15 protein-coding genes are annotated in these 17,792 nt (G+C 67.2%); 4 read left to right on the top strand and 11 right to left on the bottom strand.

Features of this window, described 5'->3' with window-relative positions; translation table 11 throughout:
* Positions 1-39: 39 nt before the first annotated feature.
* Positions 40-771 carry an SDR family NAD(P)-dependent oxidoreductase gene (locus tag K5Q19_RS00920; RefSeq protein ID WP_292939908.1) on the top strand — a complete coding sequence of 244 codons (732 nt, stop codon included), beginning with the start codon at positions 40-42 and terminating at the stop codon, positions 769-771.
* A 7-nt stretch (positions 772-778) separates the two neighbouring features.
* Here K5Q19_RS00920 and recQ read toward each other — a convergent pair whose 3' ends face one another.
* The 7 genes from recQ to K5Q19_RS00885 form a co-directional block, all read right to left on the bottom strand.
* Positions 779-2,575: a DNA helicase RecQ gene (recQ, locus tag K5Q19_RS00915; protein ID WP_292940122.1), complete on the bottom strand. Its 1,797-nt coding sequence runs from the start codon at positions 2,573-2,575 to the stop codon at positions 779-781.
* Between the two features lie 78 nt (positions 2,576-2,653).
* On the bottom strand, positions 2,654-3,847 hold the full coding sequence (locus K5Q19_RS00910; protein ID WP_292939906.1) for a serine hydrolase domain-containing protein: 1,194 nt from the start codon (positions 3,845-3,847) through the stop codon (positions 2,654-2,656).
* A gap of 5 nt (positions 3,848-3,852) precedes the next feature.
* On the bottom strand, positions 3,853-5,061 hold the full coding sequence (locus K5Q19_RS00905; RefSeq protein WP_292939904.1) for a cation:proton antiporter: 1,209 nt from the start codon (positions 5,059-5,061) through the stop codon (positions 3,853-3,855).
* A gap of 159 nt (positions 5,062-5,220) precedes the next feature.
* Entirely contained in the window at positions 5,221-7,851 is a 2,631-nt protein-coding gene (metH, locus tag K5Q19_RS00900; RefSeq protein WP_292939902.1) for a methionine synthase, read from the bottom strand.
* A 116-nt stretch (positions 7,852-7,967) separates the two neighbouring features.
* Complete coding sequence (locus tag K5Q19_RS00895; protein ID WP_292939900.1) at positions 7,968-9,026, bottom strand: homocysteine S-methyltransferase family protein; 1,059 nt, start codon at positions 9,024-9,026, stop codon at positions 7,968-7,970.
* The gene (gene metF / locus K5Q19_RS00890; RefSeq protein ID WP_292939898.1) at positions 9,023-9,964 is read right to left on the bottom strand and encodes a methylenetetrahydrofolate reductase [NAD(P)H]; all 942 of its coding nucleotides are present in this window, start codon (positions 9,962-9,964) and stop codon (positions 9,023-9,025) included. Before metF ends, K5Q19_RS00895 begins: the two co-directional genes overlap by 4 nt.
* Entirely contained in the window at positions 9,961-10,977 is a 1,017-nt protein-coding gene (locus K5Q19_RS00885; protein WP_292939896.1) for a metalloregulator ArsR/SmtB family transcription factor, read from the bottom strand. The genes metF and K5Q19_RS00885 overlap by 4 nt, the downstream gene beginning before the upstream one ends.
* Before the next feature lie 180 nt (positions 10,978-11,157).
* On the opposite strand from K5Q19_RS00885, the gene K5Q19_RS00880 reads away from it, so the two are divergent.
* Both K5Q19_RS00880 and K5Q19_RS00875 read left to right on the top strand, forming a co-directional pair.
* Positions 11,158-11,472 (top strand): hypothetical protein, encoded by a 315-nt coding sequence (locus tag K5Q19_RS00880; protein WP_292939894.1) that lies wholly within the window; start codon positions 11,158-11,160, stop codon positions 11,470-11,472.
* Complete coding sequence (locus K5Q19_RS00875) at positions 11,472-11,729, top strand: hypothetical protein (protein WP_292939892.1); 258 nt, start codon at positions 11,472-11,474, stop codon at positions 11,727-11,729. The genes K5Q19_RS00880 and K5Q19_RS00875 overlap by 1 nt, the downstream gene beginning before the upstream one ends.
* A 200-nt stretch (positions 11,730-11,929) precedes the next feature.
* Here the strand turns inward: K5Q19_RS00875 and arfB are convergent, their stop codons facing one another.
* The 4 genes from arfB to pabB are packed head-to-tail and all read right to left on the bottom strand — an operon-like array spanning position 11,930 to position 15,964.
* Positions 11,930-12,343 carry an alternative ribosome rescue aminoacyl-tRNA hydrolase ArfB gene (gene arfB, locus K5Q19_RS00870; protein ID WP_292939890.1) on the bottom strand — a complete coding sequence of 138 codons (414 nt, stop codon included), beginning with the start codon at positions 12,341-12,343 and terminating at the stop codon, positions 11,930-11,932.
* Entirely contained in the window at positions 12,325-12,990 is a 666-nt protein-coding gene (locus K5Q19_RS00865) for an RNA pseudouridine synthase (RefSeq protein ID WP_292939888.1), read from the bottom strand. The genes arfB and K5Q19_RS00865 overlap by 19 nt, the downstream gene beginning before the upstream one ends.
* Positions 12,987-14,162, bottom strand: coding sequence for a pyridoxal phosphate-dependent aminotransferase (locus K5Q19_RS00860; RefSeq protein WP_292939886.1), 1,176 nt, complete (start codon positions 14,160-14,162; stop codon positions 12,987-12,989). Before K5Q19_RS00860 ends, K5Q19_RS00865 begins: the two co-directional genes overlap by 4 nt.
* Positions 14,159-15,964: an aminodeoxychorismate synthase component I gene (gene pabB, locus K5Q19_RS00855; RefSeq protein ID WP_292939884.1), complete on the bottom strand. Its 1,806-nt coding sequence runs from the start codon at positions 15,962-15,964 to the stop codon at positions 14,159-14,161. Before pabB ends, K5Q19_RS00860 begins: the two co-directional genes overlap by 4 nt.
* 124 nt (positions 15,965-16,088) lie before the next feature.
* Between pabB and K5Q19_RS00850 the strand changes: the two genes are divergently transcribed.
* A complete protein-coding gene (locus K5Q19_RS00850; protein WP_292939881.1) occupies positions 16,089-17,663 on the top strand; it encodes a helicase HerA-like domain-containing protein in 1,575 nt (524 codons plus the stop codon).
* Positions 17,664-17,792 lie beyond the last annotated feature (129 nt).

The following is a 17,792-nucleotide window of genomic DNA, read 5'->3' as shown; positions in this document are numbered from 1 at the left end:
CTGCTCGACAGCGGACGGCCGAGCGCCCAATCGGGCGGCATGAACGATCTTTCCCCTGCGCTGCGCTGTGTGGTTTTCGGAGCTTCCGGCGGCATTGGCGGCGCACTGGCGGAAGCCCTGGCCGCGCGCGCCGATGTGGCCGAAGTCCATGCCGGATCGCGCCGGGGCGATACGCCGGGCGTGGGCAAGGTGCGGCCGTTTGCCTTCGACTTGCAGGACGAGGCGAGCATTGCCGCTGCCTGCACCGGCATCGGTGGTCCGCTCGACATGGTGCTGATCGCAACAGGCCGGCTAACGCGGGCGGACGGGGCCGGCCCCGAAAAATCGTACCGCGCGCTGAGCGCGGAGGGGATGGCCGAGCTGTTTGCGGTGAACACCATCGGCCCGGCGCTGATAGCGAAGCACACGCTGCCACTGCTGCGGCGGGACGGACGCTCGGTATTTGCCGCACTTTCGGCGCGGGTGGGTTCGATTGCGGACAACCGGCTGGGCGGCTGGCATGCCTACAGGGCCAGCAAGGCGGCGCTCAACATGCTGGTGAAGAACCTTGCGCTGGAACTGGCGCGGACGCACCCGCAAGCGATTGCGGTGACCTTGCATCCGGGCACGGTCGATACCGGGCTATCCGCGCCCTTCCAGCGCGGAGTGGCAGAGGGAAAGCTGTTCACGCCGGCCTTTTCAGCGGGAGCACTGCTGAGGGTTCTGGAGGGGCTGGCGCCTGCGGACAGCGGGGGACTGTTTGCCTGGGATGGCGCGCGCCTGCCGTTCTGAATGACCTTCAGAATTGCCGGATCACCTCAAGGAAACGATCCCCGTAGGCTTCCAGCTTGCGCGCGCCGACGCCGCCGATCTGGCCAAGATCGAGCTGTGATGTCGGCCTCCGCGCGGCCATGTCGCGCAGCACCGAATCGTGGAAGATCACGTAGGGCGGGACCCCGGCCTCCTGCGCCAATTCGCGGCGGAGCGCGCGCAGAGCCTCGAACAAGGGATCACCGATGGGATTGGGCTCGGTCTCTGCGCCGCGCCTGCGGCGGCTGGTGCGCTCGGCCTTGGGCGCGACGACGAGATCAAGCCGGCCCTCGCCCTTGAGCAGCGCGCGGGCATCGCCGCCCAGCATGAAGCCGCCGTGTTCGTTGGTGACGAGCGTACCGCGGGCCTGCAAAGCGCGGGCGACCGGGCGCAGGAGCGGGGCCTCGTCGCCGGGGACAATGCCGAAGACCGAGAGCTGATCGTGCCCACGCTCGGTCACGCGTTCGTCAGCGGCACCGGTGAGCACCTTTTCGAGATAGCCGAGGCCGAACATCTGCCCGGTGCGATAAACGGCGGAGAGCAGCTTGCGGGCGAGCTGCGTCGCGTCCGTCACCCCCGGCGCGTGGAGGCAATTGTCGCAATTGCCGCAGGTTTCGGGGGGATGCTCGCCGAAATGGCGCAGCAGCACCGCGCGGCGGCAAGTGGGCGTTTCGACCAGATTGGCGAGGGCATCGAGCCGGGCGCGTTCGCTCGGCTGGCGGTGCTCCTCGACTTCGCTGATGCGCATGCGGGCGCGGGCGAAATCGTCAGCCCCCCAGAGCATGAGCGCCACGGCATCGTCGCCATCGCGGCCGGCGCGGCCGGTTTCCTGATAGTAGCCCTCGATCGACTTGGGCAGGCCCGCGTGGGCGACGAAGCGCACGTCCGGCTTGTCGATCCCCATGCCGAACGCGACCGTGGCGACCATGACCATGTCTTCCGAAGCGACAAACGCGGCCTGATTGGCGGCGCGCACATCGGCGGGGAGGCCGGCGTGATAGGGGAGCACGCGGCGTCCTCCTTCCGCCAGCTGTGCGGCCAGCTTTTCCACGCCATTGCGGGTCGGCGCATAGACGATGCCGGGGCCGCGCTGCTCGGCCAGCAGGGCCTTCAACTGGCGCAGCGCGTTGTCGCGCGGGGTGATGCGGTAGCGGATATTGGGCCGATCGAACCCGGCGATGATCAGGCCGTCATCGGGAATGCCGAGCTGGGCCAGGATATCGGCACGGGTGTGCCGGTCTGCCGTGGCGGTGAGGGCAAGGCGCGGCACGTCCGGGAAGGAATCGAGCAGCGGACGCAGCAGGCGGTAGTCGGGGCGGAAATCGTGGCCCCATTCGGAGACGCAATGCGCTTCGTCGATCGCGAAGAGCGCAATGGGCGCGCGGGTGAGCAGTTCGCGGAAATGCGGCTGGCTGGCGCGTTCGGGCGCGACGTAGAGCAGATCGAGCTGGCCATTGCGGAAGCGCTCGATCGTCTGCTCACGGTCCATATCGACGCTGGTGAGCGCGGCGGCGGCAAGGCCATTGGCGTTCGCGGCGCGCAGCTGATCGTGCATCAGCGCGATCAGAGAGGAGACGACAACGCAGGTGCCCGGGAGCATCGCTGCGGGAAGCTGGTAGGTGAGCGACTTGCCCGCACCGGTGGGCATGACGGCGAGCGTGGACTGGCCCGCCAGCACGCGGCTGACAACCTGATCCTGCACGCCGCGGAAGCTTGCAAAGCCGAATATTCGAGCAAGCGCAGCCAAAGGCGCAGACTGGGCGTCGTCCAGAGTTTCGGAGCCGATCGTCAACACCCGAACGCCATGGCAGATCGCGCCGCCTAAGGAAAAGCCCTATTGGCTCCGCGCCGGATTATCCCCGGCTTATCGGCCGCGTGCCCGCGCGATCACCGCCTCCTCGGCCGCAGTGAAAGCGCTCGCGCCTTTCGGGGCATCATCCGGAATGGCGGAGGTGAAGAAGGCGATGCCGCGCCCGGTCCGGGGATCGAACCAGAGGCCGGAGCGCAAGGCGTAGGCCTCGCCGGGATGGCCGAGGCGGGGGACGCCATCGCCGAAGGGATCATCGTGGCAGCCGGCCGTCTTGTTTCCGATCAGCTGGAGCCCGAGGCCATAAGCGCAGAAAAAGCCATCGGGATCGCCATTCTCGCCAACCCCGTTGTGGCCGGTGAAGTGCCACTCCGGGGTGATGAGCGCGGCGTAGCTGGCGGGGGAGAGAAACCCGCGTCCGCCGCGCGCGAGCATCTGGCCCACGCGCGCAAGATCGATCATGGAAATGCGCAGGCCGCCCTGCGGCGAGAACAGCGCGCCGTTCCAGCCGGGCACGTAGCCATCAAGGTCGCAGGGTTTGCCCGCCATCACCACGACCGGACAGGCGGGCAGGACCCCGCGCAGATCATCGCGGGCGACACTGCCGTCAGCGCGATAGAGCACCACGGCACTGGCAGCGACTGCCGCATCACAACCGGACCAGTTGTAGCAGGCGGAGAGCCCCAGCGGGGCCAGCACCACTTCGCGCATCAGCCGGTCGAAGCGCTGTCCGGTCGCCGCCTCCATCACCGAGGCGATGACCGGGAAATTGAGATTGGTGTAGTGGAACCAGTCGTCGCCGGGCCCGTGCTGCGAATCCCATGCGCGGGGATCGGCGAGGCGCTGGCGGATCGTTTCGCCGAGGGGGATGATGTAGTCCGCGCCGTCCGTCAGCCCGGAGCGGTGCGAGAGCAGCAGCCGCAACGTGATCGGGCGATCCGGAAACTGCGGATGGCGCAGCTGCCAATGCAGATAGTCCGATACGTCGCGATCGAGATCGAGGACACCGGCATCGAGCAGCCGCAGCACGCCGATGGCGGTGACGAGCTTGGAAATCGAGGCGACGCGCACCGGATCATCGGCTGAAACTGCGCGGCCGGACATGAGATCGGCAGTACCTTCGGCCAAGGCCGGACGGATGGTCTGGCGATCGAACTGGACCGCAACGGCGGCCGGAAACATCACCGGCCCCTGCGCGCGCACCGCCGGCGAAGCAAGCAGCAGCAGCAGCGCCGCGCCGAGACGCAGCAAGCCCCTCACCCTTGCCCGGCCCCCTGACCGGCCCCCAGCCCCAGCCTCGCCAGACGCGGGCGGACGTTGGGCACGGTGAGCATGGTGCTGGCGACGGCCATCAGCAGCATGGCGGTGAAGGTTTCCGCGGTGATGATCTGCTTGTCGAGCAGCACGTTGACGAAGATGATCATGATCAGCGCCTTGGTCTGGAGCATCCAGCCGATCACCGCGGCCTCGCCCTTGCTCCAGCCGAGAATGTGGCCAGCGAGGTGCACGCCGGCGAGCTTGCCAATCACCGCTGCTGCAAGGAACAGCGCCGCCGCGCCGAAGACGGCCGCCCCGCCGACGCCCCAGTTTGTGCGCAGGCCGGTCGAGAGGAAGAACACCGGCATGACCGCGAGCAGCAGGAATTCGCGGAAGCCATCGAGCCGCTCGCGGCTGTACCACTTGGCATCGAGCACCGCACCGGCAAGGAACGCACCGACCATGAAGTGCAGGCCCGACCAGTCTGCGGCGAAACCGCAGGCGGAGAGCCAGACGAGGCTGACGTACCAGCGGTCATTCTCGCTGATGCGAGCGACAAGCTGACGCACCGCCCAGGCCGCGAGCGCGAACATCACGAGGAACAGGCCCTGCCGCCCGACCCGTTCCCAATCGAGCAGGATCAGCGCGAGTACGCCCCAGATCAGCACGTCATCAAGGCTGGCATAGCGCAGCAGACGCTGGCCGAAGGAAGTGCGGAAGAACTCCATCTTCTCCATCAGCAGCACCAGGATCGGCAGCGCGGTGACGGCGCAGGCCATGCCGATGCCGAGCACGGCCTGGCTGTAAGTGCCCTTGGGACCGATCCAGCCGGGCTGCTGCAACAGCACTGCCGCCGCGGCCGCGCCGAGCAGGAGCGGGAAGATCAGTGCGCAACCGGCCGTGATCGCGGTCTCGCGCCAGTTGCCAAGAGCATCGCCGAGATCGAGTTCGAGCCCGGCGGCGAAGACGAACATCATCACCGCCCACCATGCGACGCCATTGAGCGCGCCGATCACCTGCGGGTTGAACACGAAGCTGTAGTAGGCCGGGAACACGGCACCCAGCACGCCGGGGCCGAGGATGATGCCGCCGACGATCTGCACCACGACGAGCGGGGCATAGTGGTCCGTCCGCAGCAGACGCCAGACAGCGTAGGGCACGGCGAGGATGATCGTCAGCGCAATCAGGAAGATCTCGGAGGTGCTCATGGTGGGCATGGGTGGAGGATTAGGGCCTCCGGCGGGCAAGGGCCACTGCCCTTGCATCCCGAGCGTCTGGTGTTTGGGGATAAAGTCAGACGTTAGCGTTTGCCGCTCTGGCTTCCCGCCTGCGCGGGAATGACGAGGGTGGGTTGGGTCAGGACCGGCTCAATCCAGATTAGGGCGCAGCCAGCGTTCGGTGGTGGCGAGATCGAACCCGCGCCGGACAGCATAGTCTTCCACCTGATCGCGGCCGATGCGCGCGACGCCGAAATACTCGCTTTCGGGATGCGCCAAGTAGAAGCCCGAGACGGCGGCGGTGGGCAGCATGGCCTGCGATTCGGTCAGCGTGATCCCGGTGTTTTCGGTTGCATTGAGGAGATCGAACAGGATCGGCTTAAGCGTGTGATCGGGGCAAGCGGGATAGCCGGGCGCGGGGCGGATGCCGCGGTACTGTTCCTTGATCAGCGCTTCGTTGGTGAGCTGTTCGCCCGGCGCATAGGCCCAGAGCGTGGTGCGCACGTGCTGGTGCAGACGCTCGGCGAAAGCTTCGGCGAAGCGGTCGGCCAGCGCCTTCAGGAGGATGTCGTTATAGTCATCGTGGGCTGCCTGGAAGCGGGCGAGGTGCGGCTCAATGCCGTGGATGCCGACCGCGAAGCCGCCGAGCCAATCACCCTGCGGATCGATGAAATCGGCGAGGCACATGTTCTTGCGATCGCGGCTCTTGCGGATCTGTTGGCGCAGAAAGGGGAGGCGGACGTGGCGCTCTTCCTCGGGGAGGTAGAGCACGACATCGTCTTCCTCGCGGTGGCAGGGCCAGAAGCCGGCGACGCCCTTCGCGGTGAACCACTTTTCCGCGATGACCTGATCGAGCATCTTGCGGGCATCGGCGTAGAGGCTTCGGGCGCTCTCGCCGACGATCTCGTCATCGAGGATGGCGGGGTAGTTTCCAGCCAGTTCCCAGGCGCGGAAGAATGGGGTCCAGTCGATGCATTCGGCGAGGTCCGCGAGGTCCCATTCGGGGAAGACGTGGATGCCGGGCTGCTCCGGCGGCGGGGCCTTTTCCGAAAGATCCGGGAGATAGGCGTTGGCGCGGGCATCGGCGAGGCTGAGGAGGACCGAGGCTTCCTTGCCCGCGCGCAGATCGCGCACGTGCTGGTATTCGCCCGCAGTTGCCTCGACGAACCCGTCGCGCTGGGTGTCTGACAGGAGCTGGCTGGCGACGCCGACCGCGCGGCTGGCATCGAGCACGTGGACGACAGGGCCGTCATAAGCCGGATCGATGCGCAGCGCGGTGTGGACCTTGCTGGTGGTCGCCCCGCCGATCAGAAGCGGAATGGTGAAGCCGGCGCGCTGCATTTCCTCGGCCACGGTCACCATCTCGTCAAGCGAGGGGGTGATCAGACCTGAGAGGCCGATCATGTCGACATCCTCGGCCTTGGCGACTTCGAGGATCTTCGACCACGGCACCATGACGCCGAGGTCGATCACTTCGTAGCCATTGCACTGGAGCACGACGCCGACGATGTTCTTGCCGATATCGTGGACGTCGCCCTTGACGGTGGCCATGATGATCCGGCCCTTGGGGCGCGCGCCTTCTTCCTTTTCCGCCTCGATGAAGGGAATGAGGTGGGCGACCGCCTTCTTCATCACGCGCGCGGACTTGACGACTTGCGGCAGGAACATCTTGCCCGAGCCGAACAGGTCGCCGACCGTGTTCATGCCCTGCATCAGCGGGCCTTCGATCACCTCGATCGGCCTGCCGCCGCGCGCGAAGATTTCGGCGCGGGCTTCTTCGGTGTCCTCGACCACGTACAGGTCGATGCCCTTGACGAGAGCGTGTTCAAGGCGGCGGACGACGTCCCAGCCGCGCCATTCCTCGGCGGCCTTTTCGGCGACCGCGTCCTTGCCCTTGTAGCTTTCAGCCAGCGTGATCAGGCGCTCCGTCGCGTCAGGATGGCGCATGAGGAGCACATCCTCGCAGGCCTCGCGCAGCACGGGGTCGATCTGGTCGTAGATATCGAGCTGGCCTGCATTGACGATGGCCATGTCCATCCCGGCGGGAATCGCATGGTAGAGGAACACCGAGTGCATCGCGCGGCGGACAGTTTCGTTGCCGCGGAAGCTGAACGAAAGGTTCGAAAGGCCGCCCGAGATATGGACATGCGGGCAGCGGGCGCGGATCTCGCGCGCGGCTTCGATGAAATCGAGGGCGTAGCGGTCGTGCTCCTCGATGCCGGTGGCGACCGCGAATACGTTGGGATCGAAGATGATGTCTTCGGCGGGGAAGCCGATGCCGGTGAGCAGCTTGTAGGCGCGCTCGCAGATTTCGACCTTGCGCACCTTGGTATCGGCCTGGCCCTTTTCGTCGAAGGCCATGACGACGACGGCGGCACCATAATCCATGCACTTGCGCGCGTGGGCAAGGAAGGCTTCCTCGCCTTCCTTCATCGAGATCGAATTGACGATGGGCTTGCCCGAGACGCACTTGAGGCCCGCTTCGATCACTTCCCACTTCGAGCTGTCGATCATCACCGGCACGCGGGCGATATCGGGCTCGGCGGCGATCAGCTTGAGGAACGTGGTCATGGCGTGGACCGCATCGAGCAGGCCCTCGTCCATGTTGACGTCGATGATCTGCGCGCCGTTCTCGACCTGCTGGCGCGCGACTTCGACCGCCTTGGTGTAGTCGCCCGCGAGGATCAGCTTCTTGAACGCAGCGGAGCCGGTGACGTTGGTGCGTTCACCGACGTTGACGAAGGAGGAACCGGAAGGGCGGGTGGCGGTTTCGGTGGTCATGTCTGCTTCCGATTCCCCTCCCGCTGGCGGGAGGGGCTAGGGGAGGGTGTGTTTGGCTTAGGCGAGAGGCAACATGCCCTCCCCCGGCCCCTCCCGCGAGCGGGAGGGGAGGTTGGTCAGGCCATCACGAAGGGTTCGAGGCCGGCGAGGGCGGTTGCCGTCCGGTGCTGCGGCAGCGTGCGCGGCGGCAGGCCCTGCACCGAGCGGGCGATCGCGGCGATGTGCTCTGGGGTCGAGCCGCAGCAGCCGCCGAGCACGTTGACCTGACCATGTTCGGCCCATTCGTGGACGAGCCCGGCGGTAGTGGCAGGCATCTCGTCGTACTGGCCAAGTTCGTTGGGCAGGCCCGCGTTGGGGTAGACCATGATCAGCGTGTCCGCGATCTGCGACAGCGCGCGGACATGCGGGCGCAGCTGCGCGGCGCCGAACGAGCAGTTGAGGCCGATGGTGACGGGGCGCGCATGGCGCACCGCATACCAGAACGCCTCGACCGTGTGGCCCGAGAGGTTGCGGCCGGACAAATCCGTCAGCGTCATCGAGAGCATGATCGGCACTTCGCGGCCAAGCTGCTGTTCGAGCAGGCGGACGGCCATGATCGCGGCCTTGGCGTTCAGGGTATCGAACACCGTTTCGACAAGGATGAAGTCCGCGCCGCCTTCGACGAGCGCTTCGGCCTGTTCGCGGTAGACCTCGACAAGGAAGTCCCAGTCGATTTCGCGGAAACCGGGATCGTTGACGTCGGGCGAGAGCGAGAGCGTCTTGTTGGTCGGGCCGATGGCGCCGGCCACGAAGCGGGGGCGGCCATCGTCGGACTGGAACTCGTCCGCCACGCGGCGGGCGAGCTTCGCGCTTTCGAGATTGATCTCGCGCACCAGATGCTCGGCACCATAATCGGCCTGGCTGATCCGGTTGGCGGAGAAGGTGTTGGTCTCGGCGATGTCCGCGCCCGCCGCGAAGTAGGCGCGGTGGATCGATTCGGGCACGTGAGGTGCCGTCAGCGCGAGGATGTCGTTGTTGCCCTTCTGATCGCGCGAAAGGCCGAGATTGCCGGCATAGTCGGCCTCGGACAGCTTCCAGTTCTGGATTTCGGTGCCGAAAGCGCCATCGGTGATCAGGATGCGCTGGCCGGCCTGCTCGAGCAGAGCGGCGCGGGCAGCGGAGGGGGTAATCGTCATGCAGCTTGCTCCAGCGGGGCGCGTTCGGGGCGCAGGCCGAGCAGGTGGCAGATCGCGTAGGACAGCTCGGCGCGGTTCAGGGTGTAGAAGTGGAAATCGCGCACACCGCCCGCATAGAGGCGGCGGCAGAATTCGGCGCAGACGGTGGCGGCGACGAGCTGGCGCGAGGACGGGTGATGATCGAGCCCTTCGAACAGGCCATCCATCCACGCCGGGATGTGCGCCCCGCAGGCCGCGGCGAACTTGCGCGTCTGCGCGACGTTGGAGACGGGGAGGATGCCTGGTAGCACCGGCGCGGTGATCCCGGCGGCGGCAAGCCGGTCGCGGAAGCGGAAGAAGGTTTCCGGCTCGAAGAAGAACTGGCTGATCGCGCGGGTGGCCCCGGCATCAAGCTTGCGCTTGAGGTTGTCGACATCCGCTTCAACGCTGGGCGAATCCGGGTGGCTTTCGGGATAGGCGGCGACCGAGATTTCGAACGGGGCGATCTGCTTCAGGCCCGCGACAAGCTCTGCCGCATTGGCATAGCCATCGGGGTGCGGGGTGAACGGCACGCCCGGCGCGCCCATGTCGCCGCGCAGCGCGACGATGTGGCGCACGCCCGCTTCCCAGTAGCTTTCCGCCACTTCGCGGATTTCCGCCTTGCTCGCCTCGACGCAAGTGAGGTGGGCAGCAGCAGGGAGGCGCGCTTCCTTGATGATGCGGGCGACGGTGCCGTGGGTGCGATCCCGCGTCGAGCCGCCCGCGCCATACGTGACCGAGACGAAGCTGGGGCGCAGCGGGGCGAGCGTCGTGACGACATCCCACAGCTGCTCCATCAGCGGATCGGTGCGCGGCGGGAAGAATTCGAAACTGACCCGGATATCGCCCGGAAGCCCGGCGAAGAGCGGGGTATCGAGTGCGGTGCGGGCTTCACGCAGTTGATCGAAGGTTGTGGTCATTGTGCTGCCAGTCTTGGAAACTCGGTTACGGAAGCGCGGCCCTCGCGGCGCACGCCGGTCCAGATCTTGACGATGAGCTCGTGCCCCGGAAGCGCGCGGTCGCCAGCCGGATCAAACCCGGCAGCAGTGAGCAGCGCGGCCACTTGCGCATCGGAAAAACCGAGGCGGGCATGGGCATGCGCGGTGCGCAGTTCCTCGCGCTCGTGCGGTGCGAAATCGACGATCACAACGCGGCCACCCGGCGCAGTGACGCGCGCGGCCTCTGCCAGAACCGCCTGCGGTGCGAGCGCATAGTGCAGGACCTGATGGAACAGTACGGTATCGAAACCCCCGTCGATTCCGGCGTCCGGGAAGGGCAGCTGTGCGAAATCGCCCTGGACGAGGCTGACGTGCCCGGCGGGCAGATGCTGCAGCCGGGTGCGCGCGAGACGCAGCATTTCCGGGCTCTTGTCGAGCGCGGTGACATGCTGTGCGCGCGCGGCGAAGAGTTCGGCAATGCGGCCCGTGCCGGTGCCGACATCGAGCAAGCGGCCGATCTGGCCGGACAGCATCTCACCAAGCGCAGCTTCGACCGGGCCATCGGCGATATGGAGGCTGCGCAGTTCGTCCCATTCCGCGGCGTGACGGGCGAAATAGTCCGCCGCGCTGGCTTCACGCGCGGAGCGGATCACGCCGAGGTGCTGGCGATCTTCGGCGCATTGCGCCCCGAAAGCGGCATCATCGGTCTCGGCACTGACGAGCACGCGGGCAAGCGCGGTGCCGAGCGCATCGGGCGCGCCGGTCTCGCTCACCGCCGCGCGCAGAAACACCCAGCCACCTTCGCGGCGGCGCTCGGCAAGGCCGGCATCGCAAAGGATCTTGATGTGGCGCGAGACGCGGGGCTGGCTTTGGCCGAGCACTTGCGCAAGCTCTCCCACCGCGAGCTCCATGCTGGCGAGAAGCCGCATGATGCGAAGCCGGGTCGGATCGGCAAGAGCGCGGAGGGTTTCGAGGACGAGCATCACAAGAGGCATATAAAGACTTCTTTATATGATGCAAGCCATATAAGGAATTCCTTATGTCGTATAACAGTCGGATAACGCTGCAGGCTGGCGGTTTGAGATTTGCCATGGCCGGGAGGGCGCACTAGAACGCCCAGGCAATGCGGCCCGGTGCCGCAAGACAGACCATACCGATCAGCCTGAGGGACTATCATGACCAAGACCAGTGAGATCAAGCGCCTCGCCACTGTGCTGGCCTGCGCGGCCGCCTTCGCGCTGAGCGCCTGCGGCAAGACCGATGATGCCTCGGCCGGCGCCACTGCCGACAACGTCGAGATGCCCGCGGATGAACTGCCTTCGGCCGAGCCTTCGGCGGCAGCCCCGGCGCCTGCCGCCGATGCCTCGCAGGCCGCACTCAGCGCCGAAGATGCTGCCAAGAGCGCTGCGGACAGCGCGGTTTCGGCTGCCGAGGAAGCCAAGGCTGCGGCGGCTGCCGCTGCGGAAGAATCGCAGCAGAAGCCGCAGTAATGACCGGCATGGGGAGCATGCGCACGGCGCTTGCCGCGGCGGCGCTGCTCCCCGCCGCTCTGTGCCTTGGCGGCTGTCAGCAGGACACCGACCCGGGGCCCGGCGGCGTGACGGTCGGCGAAGCCCGCGCGCTCGACGAGGCGGCGGGAATGCTGGAAAAGCGCCCTGCCCCGCCGCTGGTGGATGCGACGGTGCCAGCGGATCTGGCGACGATTCCGGCTTCCGAGGCGGCGAGCGACGCGAGCGCGAAGCCCTAATCCAGACGGACTTTCACCGACCGAATCGGCCCATCCTTCTTCGTCACCCCCGCGCAGGCGGGGGGCCAGAGCGCGTTTGCGCATAGGTCGGTCGGCTGGCCCTGGATTCCCGCCTGCGCGGGAATGACGAAGGTGGGGCTGGAATGACGGAGTTTGGGCGGAAATGACGGGGGTTGGGACAGGACGGCGGCGAAGGAGCGTCAGTCCAGCCGCACCTTGCCGCGGCCGGCCTTGATCGCGCTGCGGTTCTTCTTGCCTGCCAGACGTTCGGTCTTGCCCACGCGGTTGAGGCGGGTCTTGGCGCGGCGGGCGGGGAGTGTCGCCGCTTCGCGCAGCAGATCGGCGAGGCGGGCCCTCGCATCCTCGCGGTTCTGCTCCTGCGTGCGGTAGCTGCGCGCGGTCATCACGATCTCGCCGCGCGCGGTCATCTTGCTTCCGGCGAGTTCCTTCAGCCGATGGAACACCTGCGGTTCGAGCCGCAGCGCAAAGACATCGAGGCGGATCTGCACCGCCGTCGCCACCTTGTTGACGTTCTGGCCGCCGGGGCCGGCCGAGGCGATGAAGCTCTCCTCGATCAGGCCCAGGGCGCGGGCGATCAGATCGTCGGTGGACATGAGAACCCGAGAGCCGCGAAATCGGCAGGCAATGGCGCGGTGGCGGCAATCGGCGCCTTGCCTTCGCGCGGCACGGTGAGCGCGGCCGCATGGAGCATGGTCCGGCGGGCGCCTTCTCCGCTGCCATAGACCGGATCGCCGAGCAGCGCGGCGCCAAGGCCGGCCAGCGCATGGATGCGGATCTGGTGGGTGCGCCCGGTCTCGGGGCGGAACTCGACGAGGGTCATCCCCTCCTTGCGGGTCACCACCCGCCAATGCGTGACGGCAGGCTTGCCCGCGCGCGCGGGGATCATCCGCCAGCCTTTCTCGGCGCTGCTGATCTTGGAGAGATTGAGCGAAATGGTGCCCTCATCCTCCGCGACCGGCCCGGCGACGACGCCGAGATAGACTTTCTCCACCTGCCGCGCCTCGAACGCGGCGGCAAAGCGCCGGTGCGCCTTGGCATTGCGCGCGAGCAGCAAGCAGCCCGAAGTATCCTGATCGAGCCGGTGGACCGCCAGCGGCAGGCGCTGGAAGCCGAGACGCAGGGCATCGAGGTAGTTTTCGAGGCTGGTGCCACCAGCGCGCGGCGGGTCGATGGGGAGGCCCGCAAGCTTGTCGATGACGAGCGCTTCGGCGTCCTCGAACAGGATGGGAAGCTTGGTCATTGAAGAGCCTTGGCGATGCGGGAAAGGGCTTCGGCAAGGCGGGCATCGTCTGCCGCAAAGCTGATCCGGAAACCGTCTTGCCCGCCGAACGCGGAGGCCGCGACGACTGCGACGCCGTGGTCGAGGAGGTGGAGCGCGAGCGCCTCGTCCTCGCCGAACCGCGCCATCAGCGGGCCGGCATCGACGAGGCAGTAGAAAGCGCCATCGGGCACGGGGGTGGAGAGGCCGGGCACGTCATTGAGCGCGGCGACAGCGGCATCGCGCCGCACGCGAAAGCGCTCACGCCAATCGAGGAGGAACGCCTGCGGGCCGGTGAAAGCGGCCACGGCAGCGGCCTGACTGATCGAGCAGGGATTGCCTGAAGCGTGCGACTGCAGCTTGGCCATCGCGCCGATCAGCCATTGCGGGCCAGCGGAGACGCCGATGCGGAAACCGGTCATTGCGTGGCTTTTGGAGACGCCGGAGACGGTGAGCACGCGGTCCGCAAGATCAGGGCAGACCACGGCGAGCGTGGCATGGGCGCCTTCGCCATAGCGCAGCGGGGCGTAGATATCGTCGCTGAGGACGAGCACCTGGGGGTGGCGGCGTAGCACTTCGCCCATCGCGGCGAGGTCTTCGGCGGAATAGACCGCGCCGGTCGGGTTGCCGGGGCTGTTGAGGAGGAGCCAGCGCGTGCGCGGCGTGATCGCGGCGGCAAGCTGATCGGCGCTGATGCGGTAGCCGGTGGCGGGCGTGGCGGGGATCGCGACCGGTTCGGCGCCTGCAAAGCGGACGATTTCGGGGTAGCTGACCCACCACGGCGCGGGGATCAGAACTTCGTCACCCGGGCCGGCGGTGGCGGCGATCGCGAGGAAGATCGCCTGCTTGCCGCCCGCGCTGACGATGACTTGCGCGGGCGGAACCTCAATGCCGAGATCGCGGGCGAAGTGGAGCGCGGCGGCTTCGCGCAAGGTGGCGGTGCCGGGGACGGCGGTGTAGCGCGTATCGCCCGCATCGAGCGCGGCCTTGGCGGCTTCGATCACGTGCGGCGGCGTGGGGAAATCGGGCTCGCCCACCGAAAGCGAGATGATATCGCGACCTTCCGCCCTCAGCGCGATGGCGCGGTCGGTCATCACCGTGGTGCGCGAGGCGGCAATGCGGCTGAGCGCCGCGCTGTAGTGCGGTTCGCTCATGCGCCGAGCAGCTTTGCGGGCATGAGGCCGCGCAAGGCGTTGCCGATGAAGAAGCCGGGTTCGAGATCGTCCATGGTCACGTCGCCTTCGACCGCGCGGCCGCTTTCAAGGAGGCTGCGGCGCAGGACGCCGGGGAGCAGGCCGAGCGCGGCGGGCGGCGTCACCAGCACGTCGCCGCGCGGCACGAAGATGTTGGTGAAGCTGCCTTCGGTGAGGCGGCCATCATCGCGCAGCAGCAGCGCCTCGTGCGCTCCGGCGGCTTTGGCGGCGCGCAAGGCGTCTTCGTAGAAATGGCGGTCGCTCGTCTTGTGGCGCAGACGCCAGTCGCCTTCGGCAACCGGCAACGGCAGGACAGCGCAGATCGCGGGATCGGGGAGCGCAGGCGGCATCGGGGACGCATCGAGCGCATGGGCGCCGCTTCGCGAGACAACGAGCCGCACGCGCGAGGGCGCATCAAGATCAAAGCAGAGCACGTGGATCGCATTGCGCAGCGCGTGGCGATCGAATTCGAAGCCGAGCTCCGCAGCGCTCGCCTTCATGCGTTCGAGGTGGAGTTCGAGCAGCGTGATGCCCTGGGCCGGATCGAACGCCATCGTCTCGATCAGATCGGCGCTGCTGGCCTCCAGACGCAAGACATCCCCTTTCACCAGGCATTCGCGCCATTCTGCGAGCGCGGCCGAATCCGCAACGATTGCAGAACCGACCCCCATCGTGGCGCGCCCCCGGCCCGCCCCCGGATAGTCCGGAAGCAGCCGCACCGTCCGGATTGCCACATTGAAGGCAGCCTCGCCAGCCTGTTGATTCTCGGGCACGTCGATCCGGCCGATGGCGCCGCAATAGGCACCGCGGGCATCGCGCTCGACTTCGTCGATCAATTCCATCGCGCGGATCTTGGGCGCGCCGGTGATCGAGCCGCAGGGGAAAATCGCGCGCAACAGATCGCGCGCATCGGCGCCGGGCTGCAGCCGGGCGTGGACGGTCGTGACCATCTGGTGGACGGTGGGATATGTCTCGACCGCGAAAGGCTCAGCCACGCGCACGCTGCCCGGTTCGGCCACGCGGGCGAGATCGTTGCGCATGAGATCGACGATCATCAGGTTTTCGGCGAGATCCTTGACGCTGGCGGCGAGCGCGGCCTTGAACGCGGCGTCTTCCTCCGGCGTGCGGCCGCGCGGGGCGGTGCCCTTCATCGGGCGGACTTCGGCGCGGCCTTCGTTGAGCGTGAAGAACAGCTCGGGCGAGACGGAAAGGTGCCAATGCGCACCGTCCCAAAGGACCGCGCCATAGCCGGAGCGGGCATCGGCACGCAGCGCGCGGTAGATGGCGAGCGGATCGCCCGCCCACGCGCCGCCCAGTTCGAACGTGTAGTTCGCCTGATAGATATCGCCCGCCGTGATCGCGGACTTGAGGCGATCGAAGCCCAGAGCATAGCCCCCCGGCGAGACTTGCGGATCGAGCGGGCCAAGCCGCCCGGTGCCTCCGGCAGCGGCATCAAGCCAGCTTTGCACCTCGCCCTCGCTCATCTCGCGCATTTCGGCGAAGCGCGCGAACCAGACGAGCGGGCCCGCCGCGCCGGTGCGGGCGGGGAGACGCGATGCCAGACGCGGCTCCAGCGCGAGGCCAGCTTCATAGGCGATCATCCCCGCCCAATGGCCGGGCGCATCGCCGATGCGGGCGAGCGCGGCTTCCACTTCGTCCGGCCGGCGCGCGACAACGATGTCCTCCGGCGCGGTGTAGAGCCGCGCCGGACCTGCCCCTTCCTCACGGGCATCGTCGAGCAGGATGAAGGGCGCCTGTGTCATGCTGGTCGGCGGCCTTTAGCGGCGGACTGGTCCGGATGCAAAAAGCGCTTTCCTACTCTGGCATTCCGGAGGACAAGAAATCCGGGACGAGGACGAAACCAGCAGAGGCGCGAAAGTACTGCATATGGACGACATCTACATTGGTCTTGGTGCAAGCGGTGAACGCCAGGTGCTGCGGCTGGACCGCGCGAACCGGCATGGACTTGTGGCGGGCGCCACAGGCACCGGCAAGACTGTCACCCTTCAGGGCATGGCCGAGCAGTTTTCCGCGCGCGGCGTGCCGGTGTTCCTGGCCGACGTGAAGGGCGATCTTGCGGGTATCGCGATGCCCGGCAGCCCGACGTTCAAGCATGCCGACAAGATCGAGAGCCGCGCCAAGGAGCTGGGCATAGATCCCTTTACTTATGCCGATAATCCGGTGGTGTTCTGGGACCTTTATGGCGAGGCTGGGCATCCCATCCGCACGACGATTTCGGAAATGGGCCCGCTGCTGCTGGCACGGCTGATGGGCCTCAACGACACGCAGGAAGGTGTGCTCAACATCGCCTTCCGCTATGCCGACGACAACGGCCTGCTGCTGCTCGATCTGCCCGACCTGCAATCCACGCTGATGGCCTGCGCCGAGAATGCGAGCGAGCTTGCCGGGAAGTACGGCAATGTTTCCAAGGCCAGCGTCGGCACGATCCAGCGCCAGTTGCTCGCCTTCGAAAGCCAGGGCGCGGACCGGTTCTTTGGCGAACCGGCGTTCGAAATCAACGACTTCATCAAGATCGACGAGCAGGGACGCGGGTACGTCAACGTGCTCAGCGCCGAGAAACTGATGCAGAGCCCCAAGCTTTACGCCACATTCCTGCTGTGGCTGCTGAGCGAGCTGTTCGAGGCGCTGCCCGAAGTGGGCGATCCGGAAAAACCCAAGCTGGTGTTCTTCTTCGACGAGGCGCACCTGCTGTTCGACGATGCACCACCCGCGCTGTTCGACAAGGTGGAGCAGGTCGTGCGCCTGATCCGCTCCAAAGGCGTCGGCGTCTATTTCGTCTCGCAGAATCCGATCGACATTCCCGAGAAGATCGCCGGGCAGTTGGGCAACCGGGTGCAGCACGCGCTGCGCGCCTTCACCCCGCGCGACCAGAAGGCCATCCGCGCGGCGGCTGAGACCTTCCGCATCAACCCCGATCTCGATGTCGAAACGGTGATTACCGAACTCAAGGTGGGCGAGGCGCTGGTTTCCACGCTCGATGCCGATGGCGCGCCGGGGATCGTGCAGCGCACGCTGGTGGCGCCGCCGCGCTCGCGGCTGGGGCCGCTCGAGCCCAAGGAACGCGCGGTGATCCAGTCGGTCAGCCCGTTCGACGGGAAGTACGACGCCGCGGTGAACCGCGAATCCGCAGCGGAAGTGCTGGCGCAGAAAGCCGCCGATGCCGCAGCGGCGGCGCAGCAGATCGAAGCCGAGGGCGCGGCCGCCCAGCAGGCTTCGGCACGGCAGACGCCCTCGATGTGGGGCAAGGCGGGCAAGGCCGCAGTCGGCGCGATTGCCGCGTCCGCCGGATCGGTGATCGCGGCGCAGATCACCGGCAAGAAGTCGCGCGCATCGCCGATCGAGTCCGGCGCTAGCGCGATAGTCGGCACGATCGCGACGCAGATCGGCGGCGCGGCCTTTGGGCGGTTCGCTCGCGGATTGCTGGGCGGACTGCTGCGCTAGGGTCAATCCCGATCCGTGATCGCGGACGGTGGCGCTTCCGGCCCCCGTCGTTCAACGACGGGGAGGCGCGGTTCGTCGAATCCGGTTGCGACAGCAACAGGATCGGGGCAGGCAAGCGGCATTCCATCC

The organism is Novosphingobium sp., assembly GCF_019748365.1.
GTDB lineage: Bacteria > Pseudomonadota > Alphaproteobacteria > Sphingomonadales > Sphingomonadaceae > Novosphingobium.
This window is presented reverse-complemented; position numbering and strand designations above follow the sequence as displayed.

Excerpts from the sequence above, each read along its gene's own strand:
- K5Q19_RS00920 (WP_292939908.1), top strand. The coding sequence starts at position 40 with ATGAACGATCTTTCCCCTGCGCTGCGCTGTGTGGTTTTCGGAGCTTCC.
- K5Q19_RS00905 (WP_292939904.1), bottom strand. The coding sequence starts at position 5,061 with ATGAGCACCTCCGAGATCTTCCTGATTGCGCTGACGATCATCCTCGCC.
- metH (WP_292939902.1), bottom strand. The coding sequence starts at position 7,851 with ATGACCACCGAAACCGCCACCCGCCCTTCCGGTTCCTCCTTCGTCAAC.
- K5Q19_RS00895 (WP_292939900.1), bottom strand. The coding sequence starts at position 9,026 with ATGACGATTACCCCCTCCGCTGCCCGCGCCGCTCTGCTCGAGCAGGCC.
- metF (WP_292939898.1), bottom strand. The coding sequence starts at position 9,964 with ATGACCACAACCTTCGATCAACTGCGTGAAGCCCGCACCGCACTCGAT.
- K5Q19_RS00885 (WP_292939896.1), bottom strand. The coding sequence starts at position 10,977 with ATGCCTCTTGTGATGCTCGTCCTCGAAACCCTCCGCGCTCTTGCCGAT.
- K5Q19_RS00880 (WP_292939894.1), top strand. The coding sequence starts at position 11,158 with ATGACCAAGACCAGTGAGATCAAGCGCCTCGCCACTGTGCTGGCCTGC.
- K5Q19_RS00875 (WP_292939892.1), top strand. The coding sequence starts at position 11,472 with ATGACCGGCATGGGGAGCATGCGCACGGCGCTTGCCGCGGCGGCGCTG.
- arfB (WP_292939890.1), bottom strand. The coding sequence starts at position 12,343 with ATGTCCACCGACGATCTGATCGCCCGCGCCCTGGGCCTGATCGAGGAG.
- K5Q19_RS00865 (WP_292939888.1), bottom strand. The coding sequence starts at position 12,990 with ATGACCAAGCTTCCCATCCTGTTCGAGGACGCCGAAGCGCTCGTCATC.
- K5Q19_RS00860 (WP_292939886.1), bottom strand. The coding sequence starts at position 14,162 with ATGAGCGAACCGCACTACAGCGCGGCGCTCAGCCGCATTGCCGCCTCG.
- pabB (WP_292939884.1), bottom strand. The coding sequence starts at position 15,964 with ATGACACAGGCGCCCTTCATCCTGCTCGACGATGCCCGTGAGGAAGGG.
- K5Q19_RS00850 (WP_292939881.1), top strand. The coding sequence starts at position 16,089 with ATGGACGACATCTACATTGGTCTTGGTGCAAGCGGTGAACGCCAGGTG.